We start from the raw sequence: 23,018 nt of genomic DNA, 5'->3' as shown, positions 1-23,018 counted from the left end.
GCATCATGAAAAGAAAAATAATATGGAGCGTCTTTTTCGTGTTTTTGTTCTGTCAATACAACCAGGCGTCTTTCCTTGATGTGCTTCAGGACAAGCTCGGCCAGGCAGGTACCGGCGGAATCAGCAATGGTAAAATCGATCAGGGGCTTAAAGAAGCCCTGAACGTAGGCATCAAAAACGCGACCCGTTATTTAGGAAAAAACAACGGGTATTTCACCAATGCAGCCGTTAAAATTCTGCTGCCCGAAGAAGTCCGGAAGGCGGAACCCGTTTTGAGAAGCATTGGTTTCGGGCCGGAGCTGGATGAATTCACGCTCAGCATGAACCGGGCCGCGGAGAAGGCCGCGCCCCTGGCCCGGGATATTTTTCTAACCGCGATCACGGATATGCCGTTTGACGACGCCAGCAGGATTCTGAAGGGCGGCAATACGGCGGCGACTGATTATCTCAAGACGAAAACCTATGATAAGCTGCTGGAACTTTTTCAACCGGCGGTGCGTAAAACGATGAATTCGTATCAGGTGACGCAGCAATACGAAGCCATCAGCGGCAAAGTACAGAGCCTGCCGTTAGTCGGCAAAGCCATTGATCCCGACGTCAACCGGTACGTTGCCGCGAAGGCGCTGGACGGATTATTTTACACGCTGGCCCAGGAAGAAACCAGCATCCGCACAAATCCAAAAGCAAGAGTAACCAGTCTGCTCAAAGAAGTTTTTAAGTAAAAACAAAGGATCTCCTGCTGTCTGATTGAAATTTGCCGATTACCTGACGTGAGCCTCGTAAAAAGCCTTTTCAAATGTTGTAATGGTCGTCAAATGGTCATGCTCCGCAATAACCGCCACCAGAGGCCGTCCGGTATCATCATCAACACCGGTCAAACGCAGGGAATCTTCTTGTGCAGGCAATGGTTTGAAACCATGCTTTTTCAAACGTTCGACAATTCCGGCAGTTTCGTGGCCCTGAAACACAAACGACTGTCCCATCAGGAGCCCGTCATTTCCATAGATACAACCGGAATGCGTGAGCGGAAGCGCGGATTCCACCGGATAGACTTCAATTTTTAATCCTTTGTCCAGCGTTACCGTCTCCCGGGGAGAGCCCAGAATAGACAATACTTTTGCCCTCGGCATCAGGATGCTTATTTTATCCACAGCGGCAATATCAGCGGCAACGACATGGACTGCGGCAGAAAGAATCAGAACAAACACAAACAACGGTATAAATCTTTTCATATCAAATCTCTCCTGCAAAATTAAAAAGCCCTCATAGCCACTAATATTTTATTTAAACAAAACATCGATGACGTTAATAATTGCCGCCGGATTGACGCTCATGCCGACCGAGGTGCCTGATTTTTCCGTAACCCTTGTCCCGTCGGATTGGACATAGCTTTTGGATGAAGAGGATGTTTCCACCTTCTTTTCCAGCGGATTAGCCTGCGAAAGAGCCGCAGCGGCTCCGATTTTGGCAAGCCCCCTGGCCATTTGCATCTTATCGACATCAGCGTCATCCGATGATGCAGCCATCGTCTCCGAAGATTTCGATTGCCGCCCCTGCGGTTGACCGGGAACATCCGCGGCAGAGCCCGCAATTGGCGTCAGGGTGATCCTCACCACCGCAGGCTCAAGAACAAAAGCCGCGCCTGTATCTTCCTGTGAAGAAATTGAACTCATGGTAGAGCCAAGGCCCATCCTGGGGTCTTTGAAGAAAAGTCCGGAATTGACGCCCGACGATATCGCATTGAGATAGACTTTTTCCTTCTGGTACTTTTTTTGGATCATCACGTCTTCCTGACGGTATTTGTCCTTGACGAGCGTCAGGATGTGATTGCGATCCCGCTCCAGAGAAACGGACGCAGGCGTCGTTCCCACCAACCGGCCATTGGCATATATTTTGGCGCCCATCGGATTAGTCGAGACAGGAACATCCTGCCTGAGAACCGGCTGACTGCAACCCATTGCAAAAATAACAAACAATCCAAATATAAAACATGACTTTTTCATAGCCGCACCTCTTAAAAAATATACCCTGTCTATTGAAGGGCCGCGATTATCATGTTCTTGACTAAAACAGTCAAGCAATTTTATTTTACCCATTTATTATCCTGTTCCTGCCATTTGACTTAAAAGTTTTTTTCCGCTATCTAGACAACCATTATGACATAAACCCATGGAGGATGTTAACCATGCCCAATATACTACTTGTCGGAAACGGCGCGCGCGAACACGCGATGGCCGAAGCCATTTCACGATCCAGCCTGCATCCCCGTCTGTTTTCGTTTATGAAAGCCAATAACCCGGGGATAGCGTCGCTGTCGGAAAAAACGCTGCTCGGCAATTATTCGGACCTTGCGGCAATTACCGGCTTTGCAACGGAAAACAAAGTAGAACTCGCCGTGATCGGCCCGGAAGACCCGCTGGGAAACGGCGTCGTCGATGCGCTGGCCGCGTGCGGCATTCCGGCCGTCGGCCCCAATAAAAGCCTGGCGCGGCTGGAGACATCCAAGTCGTTCACCCGCAATCTCGTTAGCAAATACAATATTCCCGGCAATCCGCAGTTCAAAGTATTTACGACCGACGACGGCATAGAGGCTTTTCTGAATGAGCTCGAAGGCATCGTCCTCAAACCGGACGGATTGACCGGCGGCAAAGGCGTGCTGGTTCAGGGGGATCATTTTGCCACAAAAGAAGAAGCGCTGAGTTTATGCCGGCAGATTCTGAAAGAAAGCTCATCCGTCATCGTTGAAGAAAAATTCGACGGGGAGGAATTTTCGCTGCAATGCCTGTGCGACGGCAAAACCGTTGTGGGGACTCCGCTGGTGCAGGATCACAAAAGACGGTTTGACGGCGACCGCGGCCCGAACACCGGCGGTATGGGCTCTTACTCGATGCCCGATCATTCTATGCCTTTTGTGAAGCCGTCGGATATCGAGGAAGGCCTGGAGATTACCAGACAGGTCGCGGCGGCTCTCCTGGCTGAAACAGGCAGCCCCTACAAAGGCGTCATGTACGGCGGCTTCATCGCCACCCGAAACGGCGCGAAGCTACTGGAATACAACGCGCGGTTCGGCGATCCCGAGGCCATGAACATTCTGCCGCTTCTGCAAACGGACTTTCTTGAAGTATGCCGCCACATCATCGCCGGAACACTGGATACCCTGAAGATTGAATTCGCCCCCAAGGCAACCGTGTGCAAATACGTTGTGCCCAAAGGCTACGGCCTGCCCGCCGATCATCCCGACGCGGCATCATCCCGCGCGAAGATTGAAGTGGGCGACGTGGGAAAAGCAAGGCTGTACTATTCATCCGTCGACAAAAAAGAAGACGGACTGTATTTGAGTTCATCGCGCGCCATCGGCATTGTCGGCATCGCCGATACACTGGACGAAGCCCGCAAAATTGCCGAAGAAGGCGTCAAGGCCGTGAAAGGCCCGGTCGCCTACCGGGAAGACATCGGCACAGACGCGCTCATCCGGAAGCGCATCGATCACATGAAGAAAATACGGGGAACCTGATCAAACCAGGACGTGTTGCACAACCGCTGACTACTTTTTCCGGTAATGCCTGACAAACAGCAGGCCGGAAAAGCCCAGACACAGCAGGCCGCCCACGGACCAGGCGCCGACAGCGGCAGGAAAAAGATAGAGGGTGGCGGCGCCGAAAGCCGGACCGATAAACAAACCCGTTCCGATCATCGCCTCATGAAGACCCGCGTTTAACCCCTGATTTTCCGGCACGTTCATGGAATAATAGAGGGATGAGTAATAGATCAGTCCGATCGACAGGCCGAAGCCTAATTGCGCAAGCATCAGCAATCCGAGCGATTGCGTCATGAGCATCACAAAGAAACAGACGATCATCAAAAGACATGAGCCGGCCAGCCAGCGGAAACGGTAGTGCCAGCCCGTCCAGTGCCAGAAGATCGCAAATGCAGCCAGCCTGGCAAACATCCAGAAGGAGCAGACAATGCCCGCCATGCCTGTGGAAAGGTCAAGTTTTTCCGCAATGGAAGGAATCAGCGGGATGACGGTGTTGATCGCCACATAGGAAAAGGGATTGGCTATCCAGGCCATCCGCAGAAACCGCCCGGTGTCCGGCAGATGGATCGCCGAGGTGACGGGCTCCTCCTGACGGGGAAGATCGTCCTCTTTTTTCAGCCATTTTGCAGCGAAAGGCAGTAGGGCAAGTTCGATTGCAGTAAGCCCCAGCGGCAGCCAGAACAGACTCGACATGCCCAGTTTTTCAATCAGCAGACCGGTTGTAAAATATGCCACCGCGGCGCCGCCGGCCCAGGTGACATTATAGATGCCGACCATCTTCGCAAGATCCGCACCCGCCCGGTCGCTGATCAGTATTTCCAGGGCAGGCCAGATAAAGCAGACGCCTGATGTCCACAGGCAAAACACCATGACCTGAGCCGTTGCGGTAGTAAATGCCATCCCCAGGGCCAGGGACAAAATAACCACGCAGGAACCCAGGGCAAGCATCCGGATACAACCGTAGCGCTGGGCCAGTTTGCCGCCCTGCCAGGCGGCGAAAATATAGATAAAGCCGCCAAGGGCGGCCGTCAGCAGATTTTCCAGTTCACCGAAACCGAAGGTGCGCCGCAGATAAAAAAAGATGAAATTGGAATAGTAGACGGCGGCATAGCAATTGATTAATTCGATAAGGTAAAATAATTTTTTTGCGGGACTGATCATGATCTGCTTTCTAAACCATACCTGCGACGGAAATTTACCAACCTGTTATCCTGCAGACAGACTGTGTTGCAACAGGAAAGATTGTCATTCCGAATCCCGATACCTCGGGATGAGGAATCTTAATACCTTGAATTATTAAAAACAAGGTTATTCGCCGAGTATGACCCCGCGAATAACCTGATGACGTGATACGCTGAAGGCACGCGAGGTCACGCGTGCGGGGCTTCGATCGGAAAGTGCACGGCGGATTTATTTATCGTTTTTAGAGGCTGATTGCTTATTGAGTTTTTCATGACATTCCATCAGAAATTCGGTTGTCCTTCCCAGGCGCAGGGCCATCGTTTTCAAAATCGCTTGAAATTCATGGGAGAGTTCATTGAACTCGTTGTCAAAATGCTGGCGATCGATTGTTCCAAGTTTGGTTTTACCAATCGCTATTGCCGTAGCCGAACGCCCGTTCCTGGAAATATAAGCCACTTCGCCGATGATTTCTCCTTCTTCCAGATTGGCAAGAATAACCTTCTTGCCTCCGACGGTCCGGGAAATCTCCACGCCTCCTTCTTCGATGATATACATCCAGTCGCCAAAGGTTCCCTCTTTAAATATTATCTGCTTGTCCTCGAACGTTTCAGTTCTTACAATCTGGAACATAGACAGCCTCCTTGTTATCTTGTGCACCGTTTTCTCATTTGTATAGAAGCCATTTTAGCATCATTGGTCCTTCAATACCACAGCTGACCATTCCTGAAAAGTCGATGGGAATTACCTTACAATCGCCTAAGCAAATGGATGATTAACAACCGGAATGAATCGCCGCTGGAATTTTCGGGTGTCCCTGCGTCTGTCTTTTATCATCATTCATCATATTTTGACAAAAAACCGGCGTCTGTAAAAAACATATCCGACCAGCCAGAAGAATACGATGTGCGCCAGCGCAAACGCGAGTGAGCCGTTCATGCTGCCGGCCAGCGGCACAAAGATATTTTGATACAGCCAGGCGTTTCCGGGCATCGGATGGCCAAAGCCGTCGGGAATAAGGATCAGGAGGCGCAGCGTTTTGCCCCAGACAACCGACAGAATAAAAAGCAGGAGAGGATTCATGCCGAAAACCGAAAAGAGCAGACTCCATTTTTTATATTTCTTCACGTCAATGATATAAATGAGCAGGGCAAACAAGAGGGTGGCAAGACCCGCCGTATAGAGCACGTATGAACCGGTCCATAAAGGCTTGTTGATGGGCAGCACCACCCCCCAGAGGCATCCGGCGACAGTCAAGGCGCTGCCGGATAAAACCAGCCTGGAGAGCGCTTGATTTCCCCCTGTTTCCCTGATCATCATTCCTGCCAGATAACCTGTGAGAACGGTGACGGCCGACGGCAGGGAACCGAGTATTCCCTCCGGGTCGAAGGGTATTCCAAAGCCGCGATAAAGATGGTTTTCACCCAGGATGGCCCGGTCCAGCGGGATGGCGGCATTTCCGGAAAGACTGTAAGGGTCTGAACCGCCGAAAAAATAAAGGATGCCCCAGCAGGACAGCAGAATAAAAGCGCCGATGCCGGGCAGCCATCTGCGCGGCCAGGCAAGGACGATCAGCGCGGCAATGCCGTATGCCACGGCAATTCTCTGCAGCACACCCATGATTCTCAATTGCGAATAATCCGTCATCCATTGGGGATAGGAGTTGATAAAGATTCCCAGAGCAAAAATCAAAAGCGTTCGGCGTCCGACACGCCGGAGGGCTTCCTTGCCCGATTTGTTTTGATATCCGGCCAGCGAAAAAAACAGAGATACGCCGACAGCAAAAAGGAAAAAAGGAAACACCAGGTCCGTCAGTGTGCAACCGTGCCATTTGGAATGCGTGAGCAACGGATAAACATGTTGCCAGCTTCCCGGCGTATTCACCAGAATCATGAGCGCAACCGTTATTCCCCTCAATACATCAAGGGCCATGTATCGTTCTGATTGTTCCATGGATGAGATGCTAGAATATTTTTCCTGATATTGCCACCAAATCCCGCAAACAGCAGGGCGGCGGATCGCAGGTGAAGATAATGATGATCCGCCGGAATGAAGATGAACCCGGAGTCTGAAAGAGCGTTCAATCTCCGCACTGCGACACCCCGGATATTGACACAGATTTGCCCCCTTCCCCTGCCCGGCTATTTATCCAGTTCCTTTCTTACAGCCAGACCCAGTTTTTCCGTGATATAGGGTTTTCTCAGGTAGGCCCCCGCGCCCAGAGCGTGGGCCTCATTCACCCGCTCGGTTTCCGAAAAACCGCTGACAATAATCGCCTTTTGACCGGGCCTGATTTCCAGAACCTTTTTGTAGGTATCCAACCCGTCCATCCCCGGTTCCATAATCATATCCAGAACCATCAAATCCGTTTGATGCTTATTGATGTAGGCTACCGCTTCCTCACCGCTGCCGACGCTGGATACCCGGTAATTCAATTTCCCCAGCATCTCGGACGCCAGATCGCGCTGCTCCTTCACATCATCCACGACCAGAATGGTTTCACCCTTTCCCATGTATTCGGCAAGAGATGCCGACACATCTTCCGCGGACAGTGCTTCCCTTGTCACGGGAAAATACAGGGTGAAAGTGCTGCCCTTTCCTTCTTCGCTCCGGACGTTAATGTAGCCCTGATGATCTTTCATCGTTCCCCAGACAACCGCCAGGCCCAATCCCGTCCCGCTTCTTCCCATAACTTTCTTGGTGTAAAACGGCTCGAAGATGCGTTGCAGATCCGCAGGCGCGATGCCTTCCCCCGTATCCGTCACGCTCAGGACAACATAATCCCCTTCGCGGACCGCGTCATAACCGTAAAGCGGTTTATCCAGATATTGATTGGCTGTTTTGATGGTCAGCGTCCCGCCTAGGGGCATGGCCTCAAAGGCGTTTGCGGCAAGATTGGCTATCACCTTGCCCAGATGAACGGCGGAGCCGGAAATGTTCAGCAGGCCGGCATCCAGATCGAGTTTGATGCGCACGCCGGAATGATATGAAGATTGTTTTTCCAGCTCCGGTGAATGTTGATAATCGTAAATGATCCTGTTCAGGTTCAGCACTTTCCGGCCGGGAACCCCTCTTCTCGCCAGCGTCAGCAGATCCTGCACGATCGCGGCGGCTTTTTCGCTGCCGCTCATAATTTTCGTCAGGCGCGGCGTGACCGGGCTTACCGGATTAACCTCGGCAAGCAGCAGTTCCGCATAGCCGACGATAACGCCGAGGACATTGTTGAGATCGTGGGCAACGCCGCCGGCCAGTGTTCCCAGCGCCTCCATTTTCTCCGCCCGCTGCAGGCGTTCTTCCAGATCCCGTTTTTCCTTATCGGCTTTCCTGCGGTCGGTGACGTCCCGGACGACACCCCGAAACGCTATGGGATTGCCCGCGGAATCTTTCTGCAGGGATACCGATGACTCAATATGTCTTCTGGTCGCGTCTTTCCTGATAATGTCAAAATCGACAACCTTATCGGGTTTTCCTGTCTCCAGGATTTTCCGGTAAACCTGGAGGCACTTTTTCCCGCTCTCCTTATCCGTGTACAGTTTGTAATTCATGCCCATTAATTCTTGCCGGGGATACCCGTATATTTTATACATGGAATCGCTTAAAAAAATAAAGTCGCCGGCAAGGTTTTGTTCGAAATAGCCTTCGTCGATGCTTTCCAGAATGGTTCGATATTTTTCTTCACTCCGGCGCACCGCATCTTCCGAGAGCTTACGGTCCGTGACGTCCCTGATGCTGGTACGATGCCCCGCGCTTTGACCCTCCTCGGTGAAAACCGGATTGGTGGAGGCCGCTACCCAGCGGACCGCTCCGTCTTTCCGGATGATGCGGAATTCGAGATCGTTCTGCGGCTGCTTGTCGGCCGACCGCATTTTTTCCAGGGTCCTGACGCCATAATCCGGATGAATCATCGGAAACGGGAAGTCCGGCATGGACATGCATTCGGAAACCGAGTAACCCGTCACACGCAAGACGGATGGACTTACCCAGATGAGCTTGCCGTCGGCGCCGACCCAGTTCTCCCAATCATAGGTCAGGTCCGCGATGGTGCGGAATTTATGCTCCGCCTCTTTAAGCTGCATATCCGCCCGCTTGCGGTCAGTGATATTGCGGGAAACATTGGCATAACAAAGCGCCGCCTTGCTGACGGGATTTGTGATGATAAATGTTGTTGCATACACATCAACAATACTGCCGGTTTTCAGATTTTTGTATTGAAGCTCACCTTCCCAGGCAGCACCTCTCCGGAGCGCGGGCAAGAGTTCCGTTTTGACAAGCCCGATCAGGTGATCCGGAACAATATCCATGATATTGTGCTCGTTTACCATTTCCTGCTCAATCCCGACCATCTCGCAGCCCGCTTCGTTAAGAAAGATCATCTTCCCGTCACCGGCCGCCAGATTAATGAGATCGCTCGAGTGCCGGACGATGGATGCCAGATTTTGCAATTCATTTTCAATTTTTCTGCGCTCGGAAATGTCACGGCAGATCGTTAGCGTGTGCGTCTTCCCGCCGACTTCCAGGCATGTGGCATTGAGCTCAATCGGGGTAACGGCGCCTTTGGCGTCCACATAGTCAATTTCAAAGTTTCTGATGTATCCTTTATCAAAACATGCTTTCACGGCGGCCGCGTTTTTTTCTTTTTCGTAATCGGCAGTCCACTCAATAACGCTTCTGCCCATTATTTCGCTTAAAGCAGCGTGTCCGGAAAGGCGCACATATTCGGGATTGGCGTCCTGCACACGGCCGTCCTGATCAATGATGACAAAACCGGTATCCGTTGTTTCAATCAGCGTCCGGTATTTATCTTCGCTCTTCTTGAGCGCCTCTTCCAGCAGGCCCCGATCGTTTGCTTCCTTTTGAAGCTGATGATTCATCTCGTCGAGATTGAAAGACTTCTTAATCAAATAGATGAATAAGGGAGCCAGGATGCTTGTGGCGATGAAGGAATCGATGCAGCCGATCAAAAGGAGGTCCGGGTCGATGCGCCCCCACCAGATCAGACTATTGGCAATGTTCATGACAACCGTAATAAGCTGGGAAAGCACGGTAATAATGCCGATCAGATAAAGCTGCCTCTTTCGGCTGGAAATCAGATGGACAATGAGAGATTGTAAATTCATGTTCACGCAACCTCTGTTGATCAGTGTCTATTTCCGGATATGCTTTGAAGCGGGATAATGCTTTCTTAAGTCGTTTTACGATTTAACACATGCCGGCGGTGATGAATACGTTGCGTAACATGGTGAGAAAAACCAGCGGTGGCAGTTCCGGCACTCTTGGTCCGGCTTATTGATAACATTGATCGGCAAAAAAGATCAAGAGACAATAAAGCGCGGCGTTGTCATTGTCCCCGAGTATTACGCGGGATATTAAGATTTCTCATCCCGACGCATCGGGATTCGGAATGACATTTTTTTCAATGCGACTCAGTCCGGTTCCGGGAACTCGGGCTTTTGCCGCGTGAGAAAAGCCGAAACCCCGTGGATGCTTTCTCCGCTTGCGATGAGGGTAACCGCTTCCCGGGTCTCCAGTTCCAGAGCCTCCTCCGTGGTCAGGTCACAGGTTTTCCTGATCACGGCCAGGGCATGGCGGACGGCGCGAGGGCCGTTTTCTGCAATGGCCAGGGCAAGGGACAATACTTCCTCAAGGGCCTTTCCCGGCGCGCTGATGCGGTTGGTCAAACCAAGCGCCAGGGCCTCGCGGGCGCTGACCTTCCGGGCCGTGAGGATGAGGTCGGCAGCTCTTGACGCTCCCACCAGACGGGTGAGCCCCACCACGCCGCCCTGGTCCGGCATGAGGCCGAGCCTCACCTCGGAGAAACAAATCACAGCGTCCGGGTCCATCACCCGCAGGTCACAGCGGGAGGCAATCTCGGCTCCGCCGCCGTAAGCCAGTCCGTTAACAGCGGCGATGATCGGAACCGGCAGCGCCACAAGGCGGTCGACGCTTGTTCTGATGCGGCGGACAAGATCATCCGCCGGACCTTTGTCATGCCCCTCTATTGCGGCTATTAATGGTCGAAGTAAAGGATTTTCCGGGTTCACGTCGAATCCGGCTGAGAAAGCCTTGTTTCCTGCGCCGGTAAGGATAATCACCCGCGGCAGGCTTAAGGCAAGCTCGGCCGTCACCTGATCCAGACAATCCCACATGTGCCGGTCGAAGGCATTTTGCTTTGCGGGCCGGTTGAGGGTGATGATGGCGATGTGCCCTTGCCGCTTAAGACCGATACCGTAATCTTTCATGCGTCACTCCATTTTTTTAAGAAATGAGGGCCCATACTGAATTATTCAAGCATTCATTGCAAAAAGACCGGGCGCTGTGCCCGATGACTCATGCCTTCAGTTTGCTTCGGCGCAGCAGGTATAGCAGTAGCTGAACGTCCAATCCCGACCCTTCATCTGGCAGGCCATCATGTCGGCCGAAGGATTCGACATTCTGATCACTGTCCGTTCCCCGGTTTGTCTGTTCAGGCATTGGGCGCCCTGAATGGGAACGTACGGACCCTGCGGCGCGCAAAACTGGTGAGCAGACGAACTGCCCGTGAATGTTCCGGGCAGACAGATATTGTCGGGGCCACCCAGACCCTGTGCTTCGAGATTTCTGACGCACGTGCTGTGATCATAACCGGCAAATGCCGGAACTGCGCCGCAAACCATCAAACAGAGCATCATCAGGACAACAGATTTTGTTTTCATGACCGGTTTCTCCACTTCAAGTTTTCCAACCCGCTTCATTAATTCACATGCCGGTTTGTGTAACTCACGGTCTCAGGCGCGTTCCCAAATGTAAGCAGATCGGAGCCTGTTATTCGGTAACGGATATACTGCATGAATTTGAGTTCTGCGGGTCCATGATGATGCGGACAGTAAGGTTATTTGCTCCGCCAAAATAAAAGGCCTTTCCTTCCGTCGAGTGACCAGGCTGTGGAAACTCGGTTCTGATGCACTTTACAGGCAAAGAAGTGGTCACCGTGTAGGAGTTGTGTGCGTAGGCAAGCTTCTGTGCCAATAGATAGCCGGCGCTTGCTGTTTGAATCGAATAGGCTGACACGGTTACATCCTGGTTGCAATTATTGGATATATTAATTGTGGCCGCTTGCGCCTCTGACAATATCGCAACGGACAATAATAAAAATAACCCGAATATTGTATTTCTCTTCATTCAATACCTCCGTATTTTTTTAGATATGCGGCCTGCTCACGGGAACGTCAAGATGATGTTCCGTTACTTATTATTGAAACGTGCGGATGTCCATCAAAATTACCTGATACCGGATAACAGGACGCTCGTAATATAACAGACGCTCTCAGTCCTGCAGCTCCGCGGTTGCAATAATATGCACGCCGTTTTCCCGCAGCGTTTGCAGCGCCCTGGCCGCGCTTCCGGCAGGCACGTCCACGCCCGCAACGGCATCTTCCAGAACCCATACCTGAAAACCGGATCGAAGACCGTCCATGGCCGTGTTAAAAACGCAATAATCCGTGGCTAAACCGGCAATGTAAATCCGGCGGATGCCACGCAGGCGGAGCCACTCTTCCAGATCCGTTCCGTGAAAACTTGAATAATTTTCCTGCCGGGGGTTATCGCCTTTGCTGACAATCCGATCGCCTGCGCATATTTTCAGGTCTGAATGAAACTGTGCGCCCCGGGTATTTTGAACACAATGGGGAGGCCAGGATTTATCCACGAATTGCGGTTTGTCGGAAAAGCTGATGTGATCGGCCGGATGCCAGTCACGCGTAAAAACCCGCGTCTCAAAAATTCCGGAGATCCTGTTGATGACCAGCGGCAACCGGTCGCCATCCGCGATCGCCAGGGCGCCCCCGGGCATAAAATCATTTTGTACATCAACCACCAGTAATGCGTCCTGCCTGTCGATTGCCTTCATTTTGCCCTCTTGTTGGAGAAGAACTTTGCGGGAAGCATAGGAAACATGGCCTTGTCTGTCAAGGCCATCCTGTCCACAAAAAACAGGAAACGGCCTGCGGTTTTTTATCTGCGCACCGGCCAGACATAGTCCAAGACCCCGCTGCCTAAGGGGAGGCAAGTCCCGCTGGTAACATGGCATCCGATCGGCGTGCTGCTTGTTCCGCTCATGGTCTCCGTCCAGTAGTAGTTGGTCTGGACATTCGTAAAAAGACTTTTTGATGAAAATACGTTCAGCAATTCATCTTTGGTGGGCAGACGCCAATCGCCTGCTTTGGAGTTATCGGTCAAACCGCAACGTCCGCTGGCCAGACCGGCTACAGCGTTTTTTGCCTCTGCCCAATGATATAATCCGACGCAGCCCGCATCCTTCAGCCACACCTTGCCACCCACCATGACGGTGCCATTGCCCTGCGCCCAAACGGCAGCGGCCCCGATCAATATGCAGCAGACCACCACTGCTCCAATCAACGTCAATTTTCTCATTTTCAATTTCGTATCCTCCGCTGCAGATTATTGTGAATGAATTATTAACATAATGAGCAGATGGTATGCCAGCAATTATTTGCCGGTTAATCAATATTCACGGCATGATGTTATGCTGGCTGTTTGTGAAATATTTCTGATGTGAAATAATAGGGATGGTCACTATTATTTTGAAAGATCAAGAGACCATAAGCAGTTCTCTTTCATTTACACCTGGTAACTTAGTATTTTAGGAGCGTCCCCTTGGTCGCTAAGATTGTTGAATTTCCAGGGCTGCATTCCGACCAATATATCTTTGCATATTGTCAGCACCATTTACAATTTAACAAAGATATTGCCATACTTTCAATTTCATTTCATGAACCTTTTACAGGAGTAGCTTATGCCCATGCCTGCCTATATGGTAAAATACATCCGCCTCACCCCAACCGAACCGGATTTTTTTTAACCATGATAAGTTAAGCCAGGAAGAGACTTGCCCCCCCGCATCCGGTTACAGTGAGAGTAGATGCCCCACCAGCGCTTCTGGGGATGAGAAAAAGGGTGAATGACATGTGTCCATAAAGATAACTTTCTCGCATGGTAGAGCCTTGTACATCTTTTCCTGTAATGCCGGGCTAACGGCCTTGTCCCGGAGACATGAGATATAAACTCGGCGTGTCTTGCCAAACTTTTCCTCGCTGATGTTCACTGAAGCTGCCGACGGGGCCAATGGTTCAGGAACTAAGAGTGATTTGGCTCTCTTCACATCGTCATCAGAACAATCGCCATAAAAGACATCCTTTATCGCTTCATTTTTGATCATAGTGCAACTTTGGTCGTCGGCCATAATCAAATTTGGCAGAATTAAAGTTGCCGAATCTATCCCAATCAAGTCAAACAAAGACTCTCCATTTTGAGGAAGGAATGCAGCCAGATATACTAATATTTTAATCTTTTCAGGCCGAAACTCTGCAGCCTGGGTGATGACCACACCTCCCATACTATGTCCCACAAGAATCACTGGTTCAGACTGGGCATCCAAAATATGGCAGACACAATCAGTATATGCCTGTAGTGAGAGCTCGGTTATTGGTGTCTTGTCTCCTCCATGACCCGGCAGGTTGGGAACCTTTACAGTATGTCCTTCCTTTTTCAAAAGAGAAACAACACTGTCCCAACACCAGCTTCCGTGCCAAGCTCCATGAATCAAAACATACGTGCTCATGATTTACCTCCTTTTTTAATCGTACTGACTAAAAATTAATATGCAAGATAAGCTTTTTCCGAAAGTTGAGGCAACGGGTTGCCATCTTCATTCATGGATAAGAAGCAATGCGCGCGTTTATCACAAAACGCTTAATTCCTTTTCGTACTTTTCTACCCATCCATCGGCGCCGCACTCGCGGAAGACGGCGATGGCCTTGCCGAGTTTTTCCCTTGCATTTACGCGGTCACCATTTCTTTTGAGGATATTATAATATTGGATATAATCCCTTCCAAGATAAAAATTCATGCCGTTTGTTCGATCAGCGTCAATAGCTTTCATAATCCAAGATTCAGCATCTGCTATATGTTGATTATCGACGTTTGAGAAACCTTCCGAAATCATCTTTGACGCCCATCCCTTTGCACAAGTTAATTTAATTTTACTATTTAGTTCGTTGAATATTTTTAGATCAACGCCCCTCCCTCTCATTATCTGTGACTTTATTGCGCCTATTCTCCCAGTACATACATGAGAGGGGAACAGCCTATTGCGTTCAAATATCTCGCTGTATCTGGAATAATGTTCATTTGATTTATCAAATTCACCCAGTTCAAAATAAGTCTCAGCCAAACCCATATGGGCTACGCATAGCCAGGTAGGGAAATTGATACGCTCACAGAGTTGCAGACCCTTCATGAGGTTTTTCTCCGCCTGATCTAACGATCCTTTAGCAAAGTTAGCCAACCCATAACTATTGTAAGCCATGCCTTTTGAAAAGATATCCGCGCTTTTTTCAGCAATGCTCAACGCTTCAGTTGCCGCCTTCATGCACTCATTGATTTTTCCTGAATAAAAGTGGCAGAAGATAGCAAGATTGCTTGTCATCGCCGAAACGCCCCATAAATTATTTACAAAAGCATTAATATCGATTGCTTTTTGAAATTTAGGTACAGCTCTTTCAAACTGGCAATCAAAAGCTAGCGGAAATCCAAAGAAAAAATTTCCGATAGCTAATGTTACAACGTCCTGGATCTCATCTGCAATATCCAAAGACTCTTCGAATACGCTGGAGGATTGAGCAGGATTTTCCTCAACATAATGATAGTATAATCCTAAAATCATTAATATCTTGCAGAGGTGTTTTTTATCATTCGACGCCCGAGTGAATTCGATAACAGGGTCAATAACCTCTTTAGCTTCAGCAGCATAATTTAGTTGAGCGATGTAAAGTCCCAGCCTTGTCCTTGCATCGACCCTCATTCTTTGCATTTGTTCAGTTTGCGGAAGTTTTTCGATGCAAGCCACCCTTTTTCTCGCATAGGCAATTGCATCGTTTAGCGAAGCTGCTTTTTCGGCATTGCGCATGGCTTTTTTGGAATATTCCGCGCCTTTCACAAAGTCTTCTCCTTCCATGAAATGGGCAGCCAGTAGGCCAAAACAGGGTTCCAGATTATTCTGGTACATTTCTTCAATGGCTCTTCCGATCTGCTCGTGGAGAGTTTTCTTCTTTTTAGCCAGCAGAGAATCGTAGACCACCTCACGAGTCAGGGCATGCTTGAAGATGTAAATCAGGTCCGGATAGATTCCTCTTTCGTAGATGAGTTCTGAATCCTTGAGGATGGAAAGGCCGGAAAGCAGCTCCTGCTCTTGCAGACTAGCTACTCTTTTCAGCAGCTCATGACTGAACTCCCTTTCAATAACGGAGCTGATGCGGATAATCTCTTTTGCCCCCTCGGGCAATGCATCCACCCGGACCATGATGACATCCTGAATGGTCGAGGGAATTGTGATGGTCTTGACGTCTTTGGTGAGTTTATAGGATCCGTTTTGTCTTTCGATAATCTTGAGGTCTTTCAGAGACTTGATGTGTTCCTCGATAAAAAACGGAATTCCTTCGGTTCTGGCAAGAATCAGTTCCTCTATGTTCTTATCCAATTGATCTGTTTCCAGCAGGCTGCATGTCATTGCCAGGCTTTCCCGATTGGACAAACGATTCAGCGTCAAATGGTTATGGTAGGATTTTCTATCCCAGATATGCGCATAATCCGGCCGATGAGTAAAAATCAACAGTATTCGTGCACCGGGAATAACTTCCAAAAGATATTGCAGTGCGTCCTCCGTACTCATATCCACCCAGTGCAGGTCCTCGATGGCAATGACGAGAGGCTGAAGCTCAGAGTATTTGATGATGAGCTGCTTAATGGTTTCGATCAGACGGTCTTTCTTGCCTTCCGGGCTTATGGAAATTTTATCCATGCCGCTGTCCTTAACCGACAGCAACTCCAACAGAAAAGGAAGTGAGGAGTCAACATTGATATTCAAGGTCCTGAGTCCATCTGTCAGTTTCTCCCTGATACTTGCCTCCAAATCCACTGTTTGAATGTTAAAGGTCGCTTTCAGAATGTCGATGATAGGATGATAGGCTGAACCACGACCATAGGAAAGGCATTTTCCTTCCAGAAAAGTGACGTCTTCGCTGGTGAGAGCTTTTCGAAATTCATAAAGAAGTCTGGATTTACCGACCCCTGCCTCTCCAATGAGAGAAAATACCTGGCCTCTGCCCGTCTTGGCCCGATCCAATCCATCCAAAAGGTTCTCCAGCTCCCGGGCTCGACCGACAAAGGCCGTGAGACCTCGTTCTGCGTTGACGTCGAAGCGCGTGCGGATGGAACTGGATGCAATGACCTGATAAATATGGACAGGGTGCTCTTTCCCTCTGATCTCTTTCTGACCCAGAGATTCAAACCGGAACAGTCCTTCTGTCAGCTTGAAGGTATTATTGGAAACACAGGTTGTCCCGGCTGAAGCCAGACTTTGAATCCGGGATGCAAGATTCACCGTATCTCCGACAGCCTTGAACTCGACCCTCAAGTCATTCCCCAGTGTGCCTACGATGACCGGACCGGTATGAATACCGATTCTCATTTTGATCGGTGAGATGTTTTTTTCCTGTTTCATCCTGTCGCTGAAACGGGCTATTTCCTGATGGATGGCCAGCGCGGATCGAATGGCCCTCTGTGGAGCGTCTTCTAAGGCGATGGGTGCGCCAAACAAGGCGATCAACCCATCGCCGGTCATCTCGTTAACCGTCCCTTCGAAGTCATGCACCTTGTGAATCAGGATTTCGTAAACGTTATCCATAATCGAGTATGCTTCTTCAGCACCAAGCTTTTCCACCAGGGGGGTAAAATTCTCCATGTCGACAAACAGAACTGTTACCTGACGGTGCTCCCCTTCGATCTTCCCTCGCTGTGAAAGAATCTTTTCCGTCAAACCGCCGGGAAGGTATTTCTGGATTTTCTGAAGTTTCACATCGAAGGAAAGTCCCCGGGGAAGTGTTACAGAGTATGTTCCCTCTGCAACGGATAATGATTGACCACATTCGCCACAAAACTTTTCTGTAGGCAAGTTCTCAAAACTGCATTTGGAACAAGTTAAAATGAGCTTTGCGCCACATTCCGCACAAAACTTTCGACTCTCACGATTTTCAGTCTGGCATCTTGCGCATTTCATCGTCAATATTCCCCACTCATACAAGTTGGAACAAAAACAACAGATTTACGAAAATAGGCTAAATGCAGATAAAAGTTGTTTGAGCAGTTAAGAACCAGATAAGTGCCATATTCGGAAAGATTATGCGGAAATTTGCTAAAAATTGTCAAGAAATAATATATGGTCGAAAAAACATAAATAGGTTGAAGATTTAGTGGTTCACACCCCTGCGGGGCATGCGGCGTACCACTAAAGGTAAATCGGTAAGCAGTTCACTGTTAGAAAAAATGGGAAAGTGCAAGATGTCTCCCTTCGGTTCGACATGACAAGAACTAGTTTTTAGCGTCCATACCCTATAGGGCACAAACGAGAACGCTTGACCTGAAAGGCTATGATACACGAGGGATCATCAGGGTCACACATTACCTCATTGCTAAATTATAAAATCCATAGTAATTTTCTGATAGCGCAAAAGCCTTTCGTGCCGGTCACCCTGCCTGCGGGTGATTGTGAAATATTGCATGGCACTAGATAAACAGTCACCCGAAGGCAGGTGACTTCACATAGCCGCCGGGTAATGCAAAATGAAAACATGGCAATTAAACAGTGTCAGTGGTTCAACGCCGGATGTGAGAGATTATTGCCGGCAATTATTTCTTTCCTATACCAGAAACACGGACCCGGAATATTTCAACATCGGTCCACGGGGCGGTAGGTCACGAAACACTTACAGAAGATTTCATAATGCGATTACGGAACTCAGCAAACGGTATCCGGATGATGTTCTTACTCTCCGGTATACGTTTAAAGATCGGGAAGATGAGCGCGGAGAAATTCATATCATCGAATACAAAAACGGAAAATCTGAGGTTGTAAGCATCGAAACCAATGAATGAGATGCTACAAAGTCACGTGCTGGAATGCGCCGCTGCCCCGGGCCAGGCGGATGCAGTCAATCATCCTCCCCTGCGGGATGCGTATGGTCCGGTCATCCTGTTCAATCTGCCGCACGACGGCTGCGGGATCTTGGGCGTCTATTTCATATAAAGCCAGATAGGTTGCTTCGTCCGCCTGCGGCTGCGGGTTGAGGTTCCTGTAGCGGTGCGCCTGGGTCAATCCCGGCGTTTCCAGGATGTCGTGAAAATGCGTATACAGGTACCAGTTGTTGAATTCTTTTTCCCGGGACGGGTCGGTGCAGATGGTCGGCACGGCAAGCAGCGCGTGAGGCATGCCGTCTTGAAGTCCGGCCTGAGGTCTGAGCGGTTCCCGGACGCTGGTTCTCATTGCCAGAAAATCCCAGACGCCTGTGTGCAGGCTTTTCGCTCCGGCAGGCAGGGTTGTTTGCGTAACCGTGTTGATCATTGCCCGGGGATCATCCGCATCCAGCCGATAGACAGCCAGGTAACGCGGCTGGCCGTCTTTGAGATTTTCCTTGAGATTCCGGTAGAGGGTAACGGCGGCAATGCCGTCGGTCTTCAGCAATTCCAAAAGGTGAATGGCCCGGTACCACTGCATAAACCCGCTTTCGGGCAATGAGCCGTCCAGGCTTAAGTATTCAAGGGCAATGGTTCGAGCGGGAAATAATTCACTCATAACGCCTCCGTGTCACAGGGTCTCGCGGAATCATTCTTCCAAAGACTTGATAATCAAATAGGCAGTGGCCGTATTGGTGGCCAATGGAATATTATGAACATCGCAGATCCGCATCAGCATGAAAATATCGGGATCATGAGGGTGAGTTCCCAGCGGGTCGCGCAGAAAGATCACCGCCTGAACTTTTCCGTCAACAACATCCGAAGCGATCTGAGCATCGCCGCCCAGAGGCCCTGATTTTTTCTTTTCAACTTCCAGCCCCGCTTTTTCGATATGGCCTCCGGTAGAACCGGTGGCAACTAATTTATATCTCCTGAGGATCTCCAGATGGTCTTTGATAAAGGCAACCATCTCCGCTTTCTTCCCGTCATGCGCTATTATTGCTATCGTCTTCATCGTAACTCCTTTATTATTCATCGGTAAACCTGATTGGCGAAAAACCGCTGTGCTTTTGTCTTTTAAAGTATAGTAAGCGCCCCCCTGCATGTCAATCAACAATTGGTCAGCGCTTGCACCTTATTCTCCCGCGTGTTCACGCGCTACAGCCTTCCCTCGCTCTTCATCGATGAACAGGACGATGACAACGGCAATAAAGAAAAAGGCCGAACAGACAAGCACCGCTTTTTGCAGGCCGAAGAGCGTCTGCAATATTCCCAGCCCCATGAGTCCCATGATGGCGGACAGACGGCTGGTGAGACTCCACAAACCGAAGAACTCACCGGCCTTGGTGTCCGGCGAGAAAAGACCCACCATGGCTCGGCAGGCGGACTGTGTCGATCCCAGACCCAGCCCGGCGATAGAACCGATCAGCAGGAAAACATGTTCTTCTTTAAGCGAGGCGCCAGACAGGCTGTTGATGAAAACGGTCACGGAAGCGACCCCGTAAATCAGGCTGACGGCTATCACCCAGATCAGCAGCGTCAGGATGAATGTCCGTTTCGCGCCCCATTTGTCCTGAATGATCCCGAAAAGAAACGCGCCGGCCGCCGCCGTAAACTGCGTAATGACAAACATGAAGATCTGAGTGGCGCCGGACCATTTGACAACCTGGTCGCCGTAAATAAAGGCAAAGGAGATCACAATGGAAAGACCGGCATAGGCAAAAAAGAAGGATGCCAGCAGAATCGTCAAATCCTTGTAATCCCGGATGTCATGCAGGGTCTTTTTTAATCTTTTGAATCCGACGGTAAAATAATTTTCACCGGAAGGCAGCGCTCTGGGCCTTGTGCGTTCCTTCACCCAGAGAAACGTCGGAATTGCGGCGATCAGGAAAAATAAACCCGTTGCCGGTCCCACCAAGCGCAGGTTGGAATAATTTTCCAGCGTGTAAACCCCCGCGCCCAGGCCGAAGATGACGATGGCCGTGGAGGTCAGGCCGCCCATGTAGCCCAGACCCCAGGCATAACCCGAGATCTTCCCCAGATCGCCGGACGGACCAAGCCCCGGAAGAAAACTGGAGACAAAAGCTTCGCTGTAGGAAAAACCGATATTGGAGAGAATAATGAGCAGCATGCCTAAAATGATGCCGCCCGGCCCGACAAAATAAAGAGCGGCGGTTGCCGCCGCGGTAAGAATGCAGCTTCCAAAGAGGAATTTCTTTTTCGATCCCGTATAATCCATGATGGCCCCGAAGAGAGGGGCAGTGAGAAGCACAATCAGGTAACTGATGGAGAGCGCCGTGCTCCAGAGGAGATTTCCCAGACGATATTCCGGTCCGTCTCCGACAATGAGTCTGGGAAAGATGATGCAGAAGACAACCGTGATAATGACCGTCGTGTAGGATGAGTTGGCAAAATCAAACATTGCCCAGCCAAACAGTTCTTTGCGCGAAGCCCTTTTGATTTCCGTCATGGATCTATCTCCACCTGTTATTTATTGAAAAGTTATTCAGCTGCCGGTAAATATTAAGCGGCATGGTACTCCGGCGGCGACAGGAAAACTTCGTTGCGCGGGTTGGTTACCCCTTGCCTGATGATCAATCATGCTGATCCCGCCCCACGGGGAATATCTCGTCCAGTTTGTCCGGCACTTCCAGAAGGTCGGCGCCTTTGGGGGTCAGCATAAAAAAATCAGGCTTTCTGTGCGTTTCTGATGAACAACCGATCAGGTTAAGATAATTGCAATCGCCCAGATAGAAGATGTCAAAAATATTTACCCGGCCGTCAGGCGTGTGCCAGTTAAACTTGTCGGGATCGCAGTAGATGTACTCCGGATAGCAGGAGTAAGCATCCCGGAGCAATCTGCGCCTGTTCTCATTTATTTCCTGATAAGTTCTTTCCGGAAGAGGAGCCACATTTTCCATAGAGAGACATCCGCCTTTTTCAGCTACTATTCAATTCTTTCCAAAGTAATGATATTGAAATTGTTGCGTCTGATTAAAGTTTTCCCTTTTAACTCAAAAGTTGCATCAATCCATTTTTCAGTTTCCCCGGTCTGAGGATTTAAATAAGCGTTATCAGCCCTCCACAAATTGCCGTCTTTCCTGATATTCTTAAACATTAATTTATTAACAAATAATTTATCACTGCTATCAGCAACGGCAACGACCACGATATACTCCCCATCGCCTTTATAGACCCATCCCCCCGAGCTTCTCCAAATCCCTTTAAATATTTTTTCTTTTTCGTTTTTTTCCTCTGATGCCAAACTGAGCGCATCCTTTTCAGTTTTCAGCCGATCCTTTTCATCCGCTATCTTCTGCCGTTTTTCCGCTATTTCCTTCTGTTTCGCCAGTAATGCCCTCTCTTCTGCCAGGCGGCTTTGTTCCTCTTCCAATTTTCTATTCTCCGCCTCCAGTTCATCCGCCGGCGATGTCCCGGCCGCGACTGATTCATCCCGGGCTGTTATTGCTTTTGCGGAACCCGGCACAAAAAAGAAATCCCCCTCCAGGGAAGACAACTCCCAGGGCACCTGCCCTGTTTCCTTTTTTACCTTGCCGCGCACTTTCATGAAAACACTGTTTATCGTCAGCCCGGGTTTGCCCATATTATCCAGAAGCGCTCTGGTGTAAGGACTGTTTCGCCCTTCACCATCCCTTGCCACCTGCCCGGGACTTGTGGAATAGGAAATAAAGGTTCCCGATGGAGAATTGCTCACAATGGCCAGCCCGCGGGAGGCGCTGCGGAAACTCTTGCCAAAGGGGTTGTCACGGCAGGCATCCAACAACACGATGTTCATACCGTTGTTGGCGTTTTCCATTTCGGCCAGAATTCGTCCGGCATCAAGTGCTTTGAACCGGACATCCGATTCCTTGCTGATCTTCGCGCCTACGGGAATGAGATAGTTGACGCCGTTTACCTGCACGCCATGTCCGGCGTAATAGAAGAGGCCGACACCGCCTCTCTTCAACTGGTTTCCAAAGTCTTCAATGGCTGCCTCCATTGTTTCCAGATCAGCGTTCTTCTTCAGATTCACTTTGAAGCCAAGTTTCCGGAGGACGGCGGCCATATCCGTCGCATCGTTAACGGGGTTCTTAAGCGGACCTGCGCTGTATGCGCTGTTACCGATAACGAGGGCAATGCGCCGCTCCGCCGCCGCCTGTAATACAGATGGATGGATCAACGAGAGCATGGTCAAAACAAGGAAAATTCTCATCATTATGATTTGCATGGAATGCCC

At 49.9% G+C, this 23,018-nt stretch carries 21 protein-coding genes; 3 read left to right on the top strand and 18 right to left on the bottom strand.

Going from position 1 to position 23,018, the window contains the following annotated elements; all coding sequences use genetic code 11:
* Nucleotides 1-5 precede the first annotated feature (5 nt).
* Entirely contained in the window at nucleotides 6-722 is a 717-nt protein-coding gene (locus CVU71_00420) for a DUF4197 domain-containing protein (GenBank protein ID PKN20298.1), read from the top strand.
* A 39-nt stretch (nucleotides 723-761) separates the two neighbouring features.
* On the opposite strand, the gene CVU71_00415 is transcribed toward CVU71_00420, so the two are convergent.
* Together CVU71_00415 and CVU71_00410 are read right to left on the bottom strand one after the other, a co-directional pair.
* A complete protein-coding gene (locus CVU71_00415; GenBank protein ID PKN20297.1) occupies nucleotides 762-1,232 on the bottom strand; it encodes a hypothetical protein in 471 nt (156 codons plus the stop codon).
* Nucleotides 1,233-1,280: 48 nt separating this feature from the next.
* Nucleotides 1,281-2,096: a hypothetical protein gene (locus CVU71_00410; GenBank protein ID PKN20296.1), complete on the bottom strand. Its 816-nt coding sequence runs from the start codon at nucleotides 2,094-2,096 to the stop codon at nucleotides 1,281-1,283.
* An 80-nt stretch (nucleotides 2,097-2,176) separates the two neighbouring features.
* Between CVU71_00410 and purD the strand changes: the two genes are divergently transcribed.
* Entirely contained in the window at nucleotides 2,177-3,514 is a 1,338-nt protein-coding gene (purD, locus tag CVU71_00405) for a phosphoribosylamine--glycine ligase (GenBank protein PKN20295.1), read from the top strand.
* 30 nt (nucleotides 3,515-3,544) lie between these two features.
* Here the strand turns inward: purD and CVU71_00400 are convergent, their stop codons facing one another.
* The 11 genes from CVU71_00400 to CVU71_00350 all read right to left on the bottom strand — a co-directional run bounded on the left by CVU71_00400 (nucleotide 3,545) and on the right by CVU71_00350 (nucleotide 17,828).
* Complete coding sequence (locus CVU71_00400; GenBank protein PKN20294.1) at nucleotides 3,545-4,699, bottom strand: hypothetical protein; 1,155 nt, start codon at nucleotides 4,697-4,699, stop codon at nucleotides 3,545-3,547.
* Nucleotides 4,700-4,948: 249 nt separating this feature from the next.
* Nucleotides 4,949-5,350 (bottom strand): cyclic nucleotide-binding protein, encoded by a 402-nt coding sequence (locus tag CVU71_00395; protein PKN20293.1) that lies wholly within the window; start codon nucleotides 5,348-5,350, stop codon nucleotides 4,949-4,951.
* A gap of 210 nt (nucleotides 5,351-5,560) precedes the next feature.
* Nucleotides 5,561-6,670: a hypothetical protein gene (locus CVU71_00390; protein ID PKN20292.1), complete on the bottom strand. Its 1,110-nt coding sequence runs from the start codon at nucleotides 6,668-6,670 to the stop codon at nucleotides 5,561-5,563.
* Between the two features lie 188 nt (nucleotides 6,671-6,858).
* Nucleotides 6,859-9,834 carry a hypothetical protein gene (locus tag CVU71_00385; protein PKN20291.1) on the bottom strand — a complete coding sequence of 992 codons (2,976 nt, stop codon included), beginning with the start codon at nucleotides 9,832-9,834 and terminating at the stop codon, nucleotides 6,859-6,861.
* 306 nt (nucleotides 9,835-10,140) lie between these two features.
* Entirely contained in the window at nucleotides 10,141-10,956 is an 816-nt protein-coding gene (locus CVU71_00380; GenBank protein ID PKN20290.1) for a hypothetical protein, read from the bottom strand.
* Between the two features lie 96 nt (nucleotides 10,957-11,052).
* On the bottom strand, nucleotides 11,053-11,448 hold the full coding sequence (locus CVU71_00375) for a hypothetical protein (protein PKN20289.1): 396 nt from the start codon (nucleotides 11,446-11,448) through the stop codon (nucleotides 11,053-11,055).
* Nucleotides 11,449-11,518: 70 nt separating this feature from the next.
* Nucleotides 11,519-11,875 (bottom strand): hypothetical protein, encoded by a 357-nt coding sequence (locus CVU71_00370; protein ID PKN20288.1) that lies wholly within the window; start codon nucleotides 11,873-11,875, stop codon nucleotides 11,519-11,521.
* Nucleotides 11,876-12,020: 145 nt separating this feature from the next.
* Complete coding sequence (locus tag CVU71_00365; protein ID PKN20287.1) at nucleotides 12,021-12,602, bottom strand: nicotinamidase; 582 nt, start codon at nucleotides 12,600-12,602, stop codon at nucleotides 12,021-12,023.
* A gap of 104 nt (nucleotides 12,603-12,706) precedes the next feature.
* Entirely contained in the window at nucleotides 12,707-13,126 is a 420-nt protein-coding gene (locus CVU71_00360) for a hypothetical protein (protein PKN20286.1), read from the bottom strand.
* Nucleotides 13,127-13,619: 493 nt separating this feature from the next.
* Nucleotides 13,620-14,333, bottom strand: coding sequence for a hypothetical protein (locus CVU71_00355; protein ID PKN20285.1), 714 nt, complete (start codon nucleotides 14,331-14,333; stop codon nucleotides 13,620-13,622).
* A gap of 120 nt (nucleotides 14,334-14,453) precedes the next feature.
* The gene (locus CVU71_00350; GenBank protein PKN20284.1) at nucleotides 14,454-17,828 is read right to left on the bottom strand and encodes a hypothetical protein; all 3,375 of its coding nucleotides are present in this window, start codon (nucleotides 17,826-17,828) and stop codon (nucleotides 14,454-14,456) included.
* A gap of 563 nt (nucleotides 17,829-18,391) precedes the next feature.
* Between CVU71_00350 and CVU71_00345 the strand changes: the two genes are divergently transcribed.
* Nucleotides 18,392-18,703, top strand: coding sequence for a hypothetical protein (locus CVU71_00345; protein ID PKN20283.1), 312 nt, complete (start codon nucleotides 18,392-18,394; stop codon nucleotides 18,701-18,703).
* A 4-nt stretch (nucleotides 18,704-18,707) separates the two neighbouring features.
* Here the strand turns inward: CVU71_00345 and CVU71_00340 are convergent, their stop codons facing one another.
* The 5 genes from CVU71_00340 to CVU71_00320 form a co-directional block, all read right to left on the bottom strand.
* Complete coding sequence (locus CVU71_00340; protein PKN20282.1) at nucleotides 18,708-19,400, bottom strand: hypothetical protein; 693 nt, start codon at nucleotides 19,398-19,400, stop codon at nucleotides 18,708-18,710.
* Nucleotides 19,401-19,430: 30 nt separating this feature from the next.
* Nucleotides 19,431-19,796: a methylglyoxal synthase gene (locus CVU71_00335; protein PKN20281.1), complete on the bottom strand. Its 366-nt coding sequence runs from the start codon at nucleotides 19,794-19,796 to the stop codon at nucleotides 19,431-19,433.
* Nucleotides 19,797-19,916: 120 nt separating this feature from the next.
* A complete protein-coding gene (locus CVU71_00330) occupies nucleotides 19,917-21,242 on the bottom strand; it encodes an MFS transporter (GenBank protein ID PKN21016.1) in 1,326 nt (441 codons plus the stop codon).
* Nucleotides 21,243-21,375: 133 nt separating this feature from the next.
* On the bottom strand, nucleotides 21,376-21,702 hold the full coding sequence (locus CVU71_00325) for a hypothetical protein (GenBank protein ID PKN20280.1): 327 nt from the start codon (nucleotides 21,700-21,702) through the stop codon (nucleotides 21,376-21,378).
* A 26-nt stretch (nucleotides 21,703-21,728) separates the two neighbouring features.
* Nucleotides 21,729-23,009: a hypothetical protein gene (locus tag CVU71_00320; GenBank protein ID PKN20279.1), complete on the bottom strand. Its 1,281-nt coding sequence runs from the start codon at nucleotides 23,007-23,009 to the stop codon at nucleotides 21,729-21,731.
* Nucleotides 23,010-23,018 lie beyond the last annotated feature (9 nt).

The sequence above is a fragment of the Deltaproteobacteria bacterium HGW-Deltaproteobacteria-6 genome (genome assembly GCA_002840435.1).
Lineage (GTDB): Bacteria > Desulfobacterota > Syntrophia > Syntrophales > Smithellaceae > UBA8904.
This window is presented reverse-complemented; position numbering and strand designations above follow the sequence as displayed.

Excerpts from the sequence above, each read along its gene's own strand:
- CVU71_00420 (PKN20298.1), top strand. The coding sequence starts at position 6 with ATGAAAAGAAAAATAATATGGAGCGTCTTTTTCGTGTTTTTGTTCTGT.
- CVU71_00415 (PKN20297.1), bottom strand. The coding sequence starts at position 1,232 with ATGAAAAGATTTATACCGTTGTTTGTGTTTGTTCTGATTCTTTCTGCC.
- CVU71_00410 (PKN20296.1), bottom strand. The coding sequence starts at position 2,096 with ATGGGTAAAATAAAATTGCTTGACTGTTTTAGTCAAGAACATGATAAT.
- purD (PKN20295.1), top strand. The coding sequence starts at position 2,177 with ATGTTAACCATGCCCAATATACTACTTGTCGGAAACGGCGCGCGCGAA.
- CVU71_00400 (PKN20294.1), bottom strand. The coding sequence starts at position 4,699 with ATGATCAGTCCCGCAAAAAAATTATTTTACCTTATCGAATTAATCAAT.
- CVU71_00395 (PKN20293.1), bottom strand. The coding sequence starts at position 5,350 with ATGTTCCAGATTGTAAGAACTGAAACGTTCGAGGACAAGCAGATAATA.
- CVU71_00390 (PKN20292.1), bottom strand. The coding sequence starts at position 6,670 with ATGGAACAATCAGAACGATACATGGCCCTTGATGTATTGAGGGGAATA.
- CVU71_00385 (PKN20291.1), bottom strand. The coding sequence starts at position 9,834 with ATGAATTTACAATCTCTCATTGTCCATCTGATTTCCAGCCGAAAGAGG.
- CVU71_00380 (PKN20290.1), bottom strand. The coding sequence starts at position 10,956 with ATGAAAGATTACGGTATCGGTCTTAAGCGGCAAGGGCACATCGCCATC.
- CVU71_00375 (PKN20289.1), bottom strand. The coding sequence starts at position 11,448 with ATGAAGCGGGTTGGAAAACTTGAAGTGGAGAAACCGGTCATGAAAACA.
- CVU71_00370 (PKN20288.1), bottom strand. The coding sequence starts at position 11,875 with ATGAAGAGAAATACAATATTCGGGTTATTTTTATTATTGTCCGTTGCG.
- CVU71_00365 (PKN20287.1), bottom strand. The coding sequence starts at position 12,602 with ATGAAGGCAATCGACAGGCAGGACGCATTACTGGTGGTTGATGTACAA.
- CVU71_00360 (PKN20286.1), bottom strand. The coding sequence starts at position 13,126 with ATGAGAAAATTGACGTTGATTGGAGCAGTGGTGGTCTGCTGCATATTG.
- CVU71_00355 (PKN20285.1), bottom strand. The coding sequence starts at position 14,333 with ATGAGCACGTATGTTTTGATTCATGGAGCTTGGCACGGAAGCTGGTGT.
- CVU71_00350 (PKN20284.1), bottom strand. The coding sequence starts at position 17,828 with ATGAAATGCGCAAGATGCCAGACTGAAAATCGTGAGAGTCGAAAGTTT.
- CVU71_00345 (PKN20283.1), top strand. The coding sequence starts at position 18,392 with ATGAAAACATGGCAATTAAACAGTGTCAGTGGTTCAACGCCGGATGTG.
- CVU71_00340 (PKN20282.1), bottom strand. The coding sequence starts at position 19,400 with ATGAGTGAATTATTTCCCGCTCGAACCATTGCCCTTGAATACTTAAGC.
- CVU71_00335 (PKN20281.1), bottom strand. The coding sequence starts at position 19,796 with ATGAAGACGATAGCAATAATAGCGCATGACGGGAAGAAAGCGGAGATG.
- CVU71_00325 (PKN20280.1), bottom strand. The coding sequence starts at position 21,702 with ATGGAAAATGTGGCTCCTCTTCCGGAAAGAACTTATCAGGAAATAAAT.
- CVU71_00320 (PKN20279.1), bottom strand. The coding sequence starts at position 23,009 with ATGCAAATCATAATGATGAGAATTTTCCTTGTTTTGACCATGCTCTCG.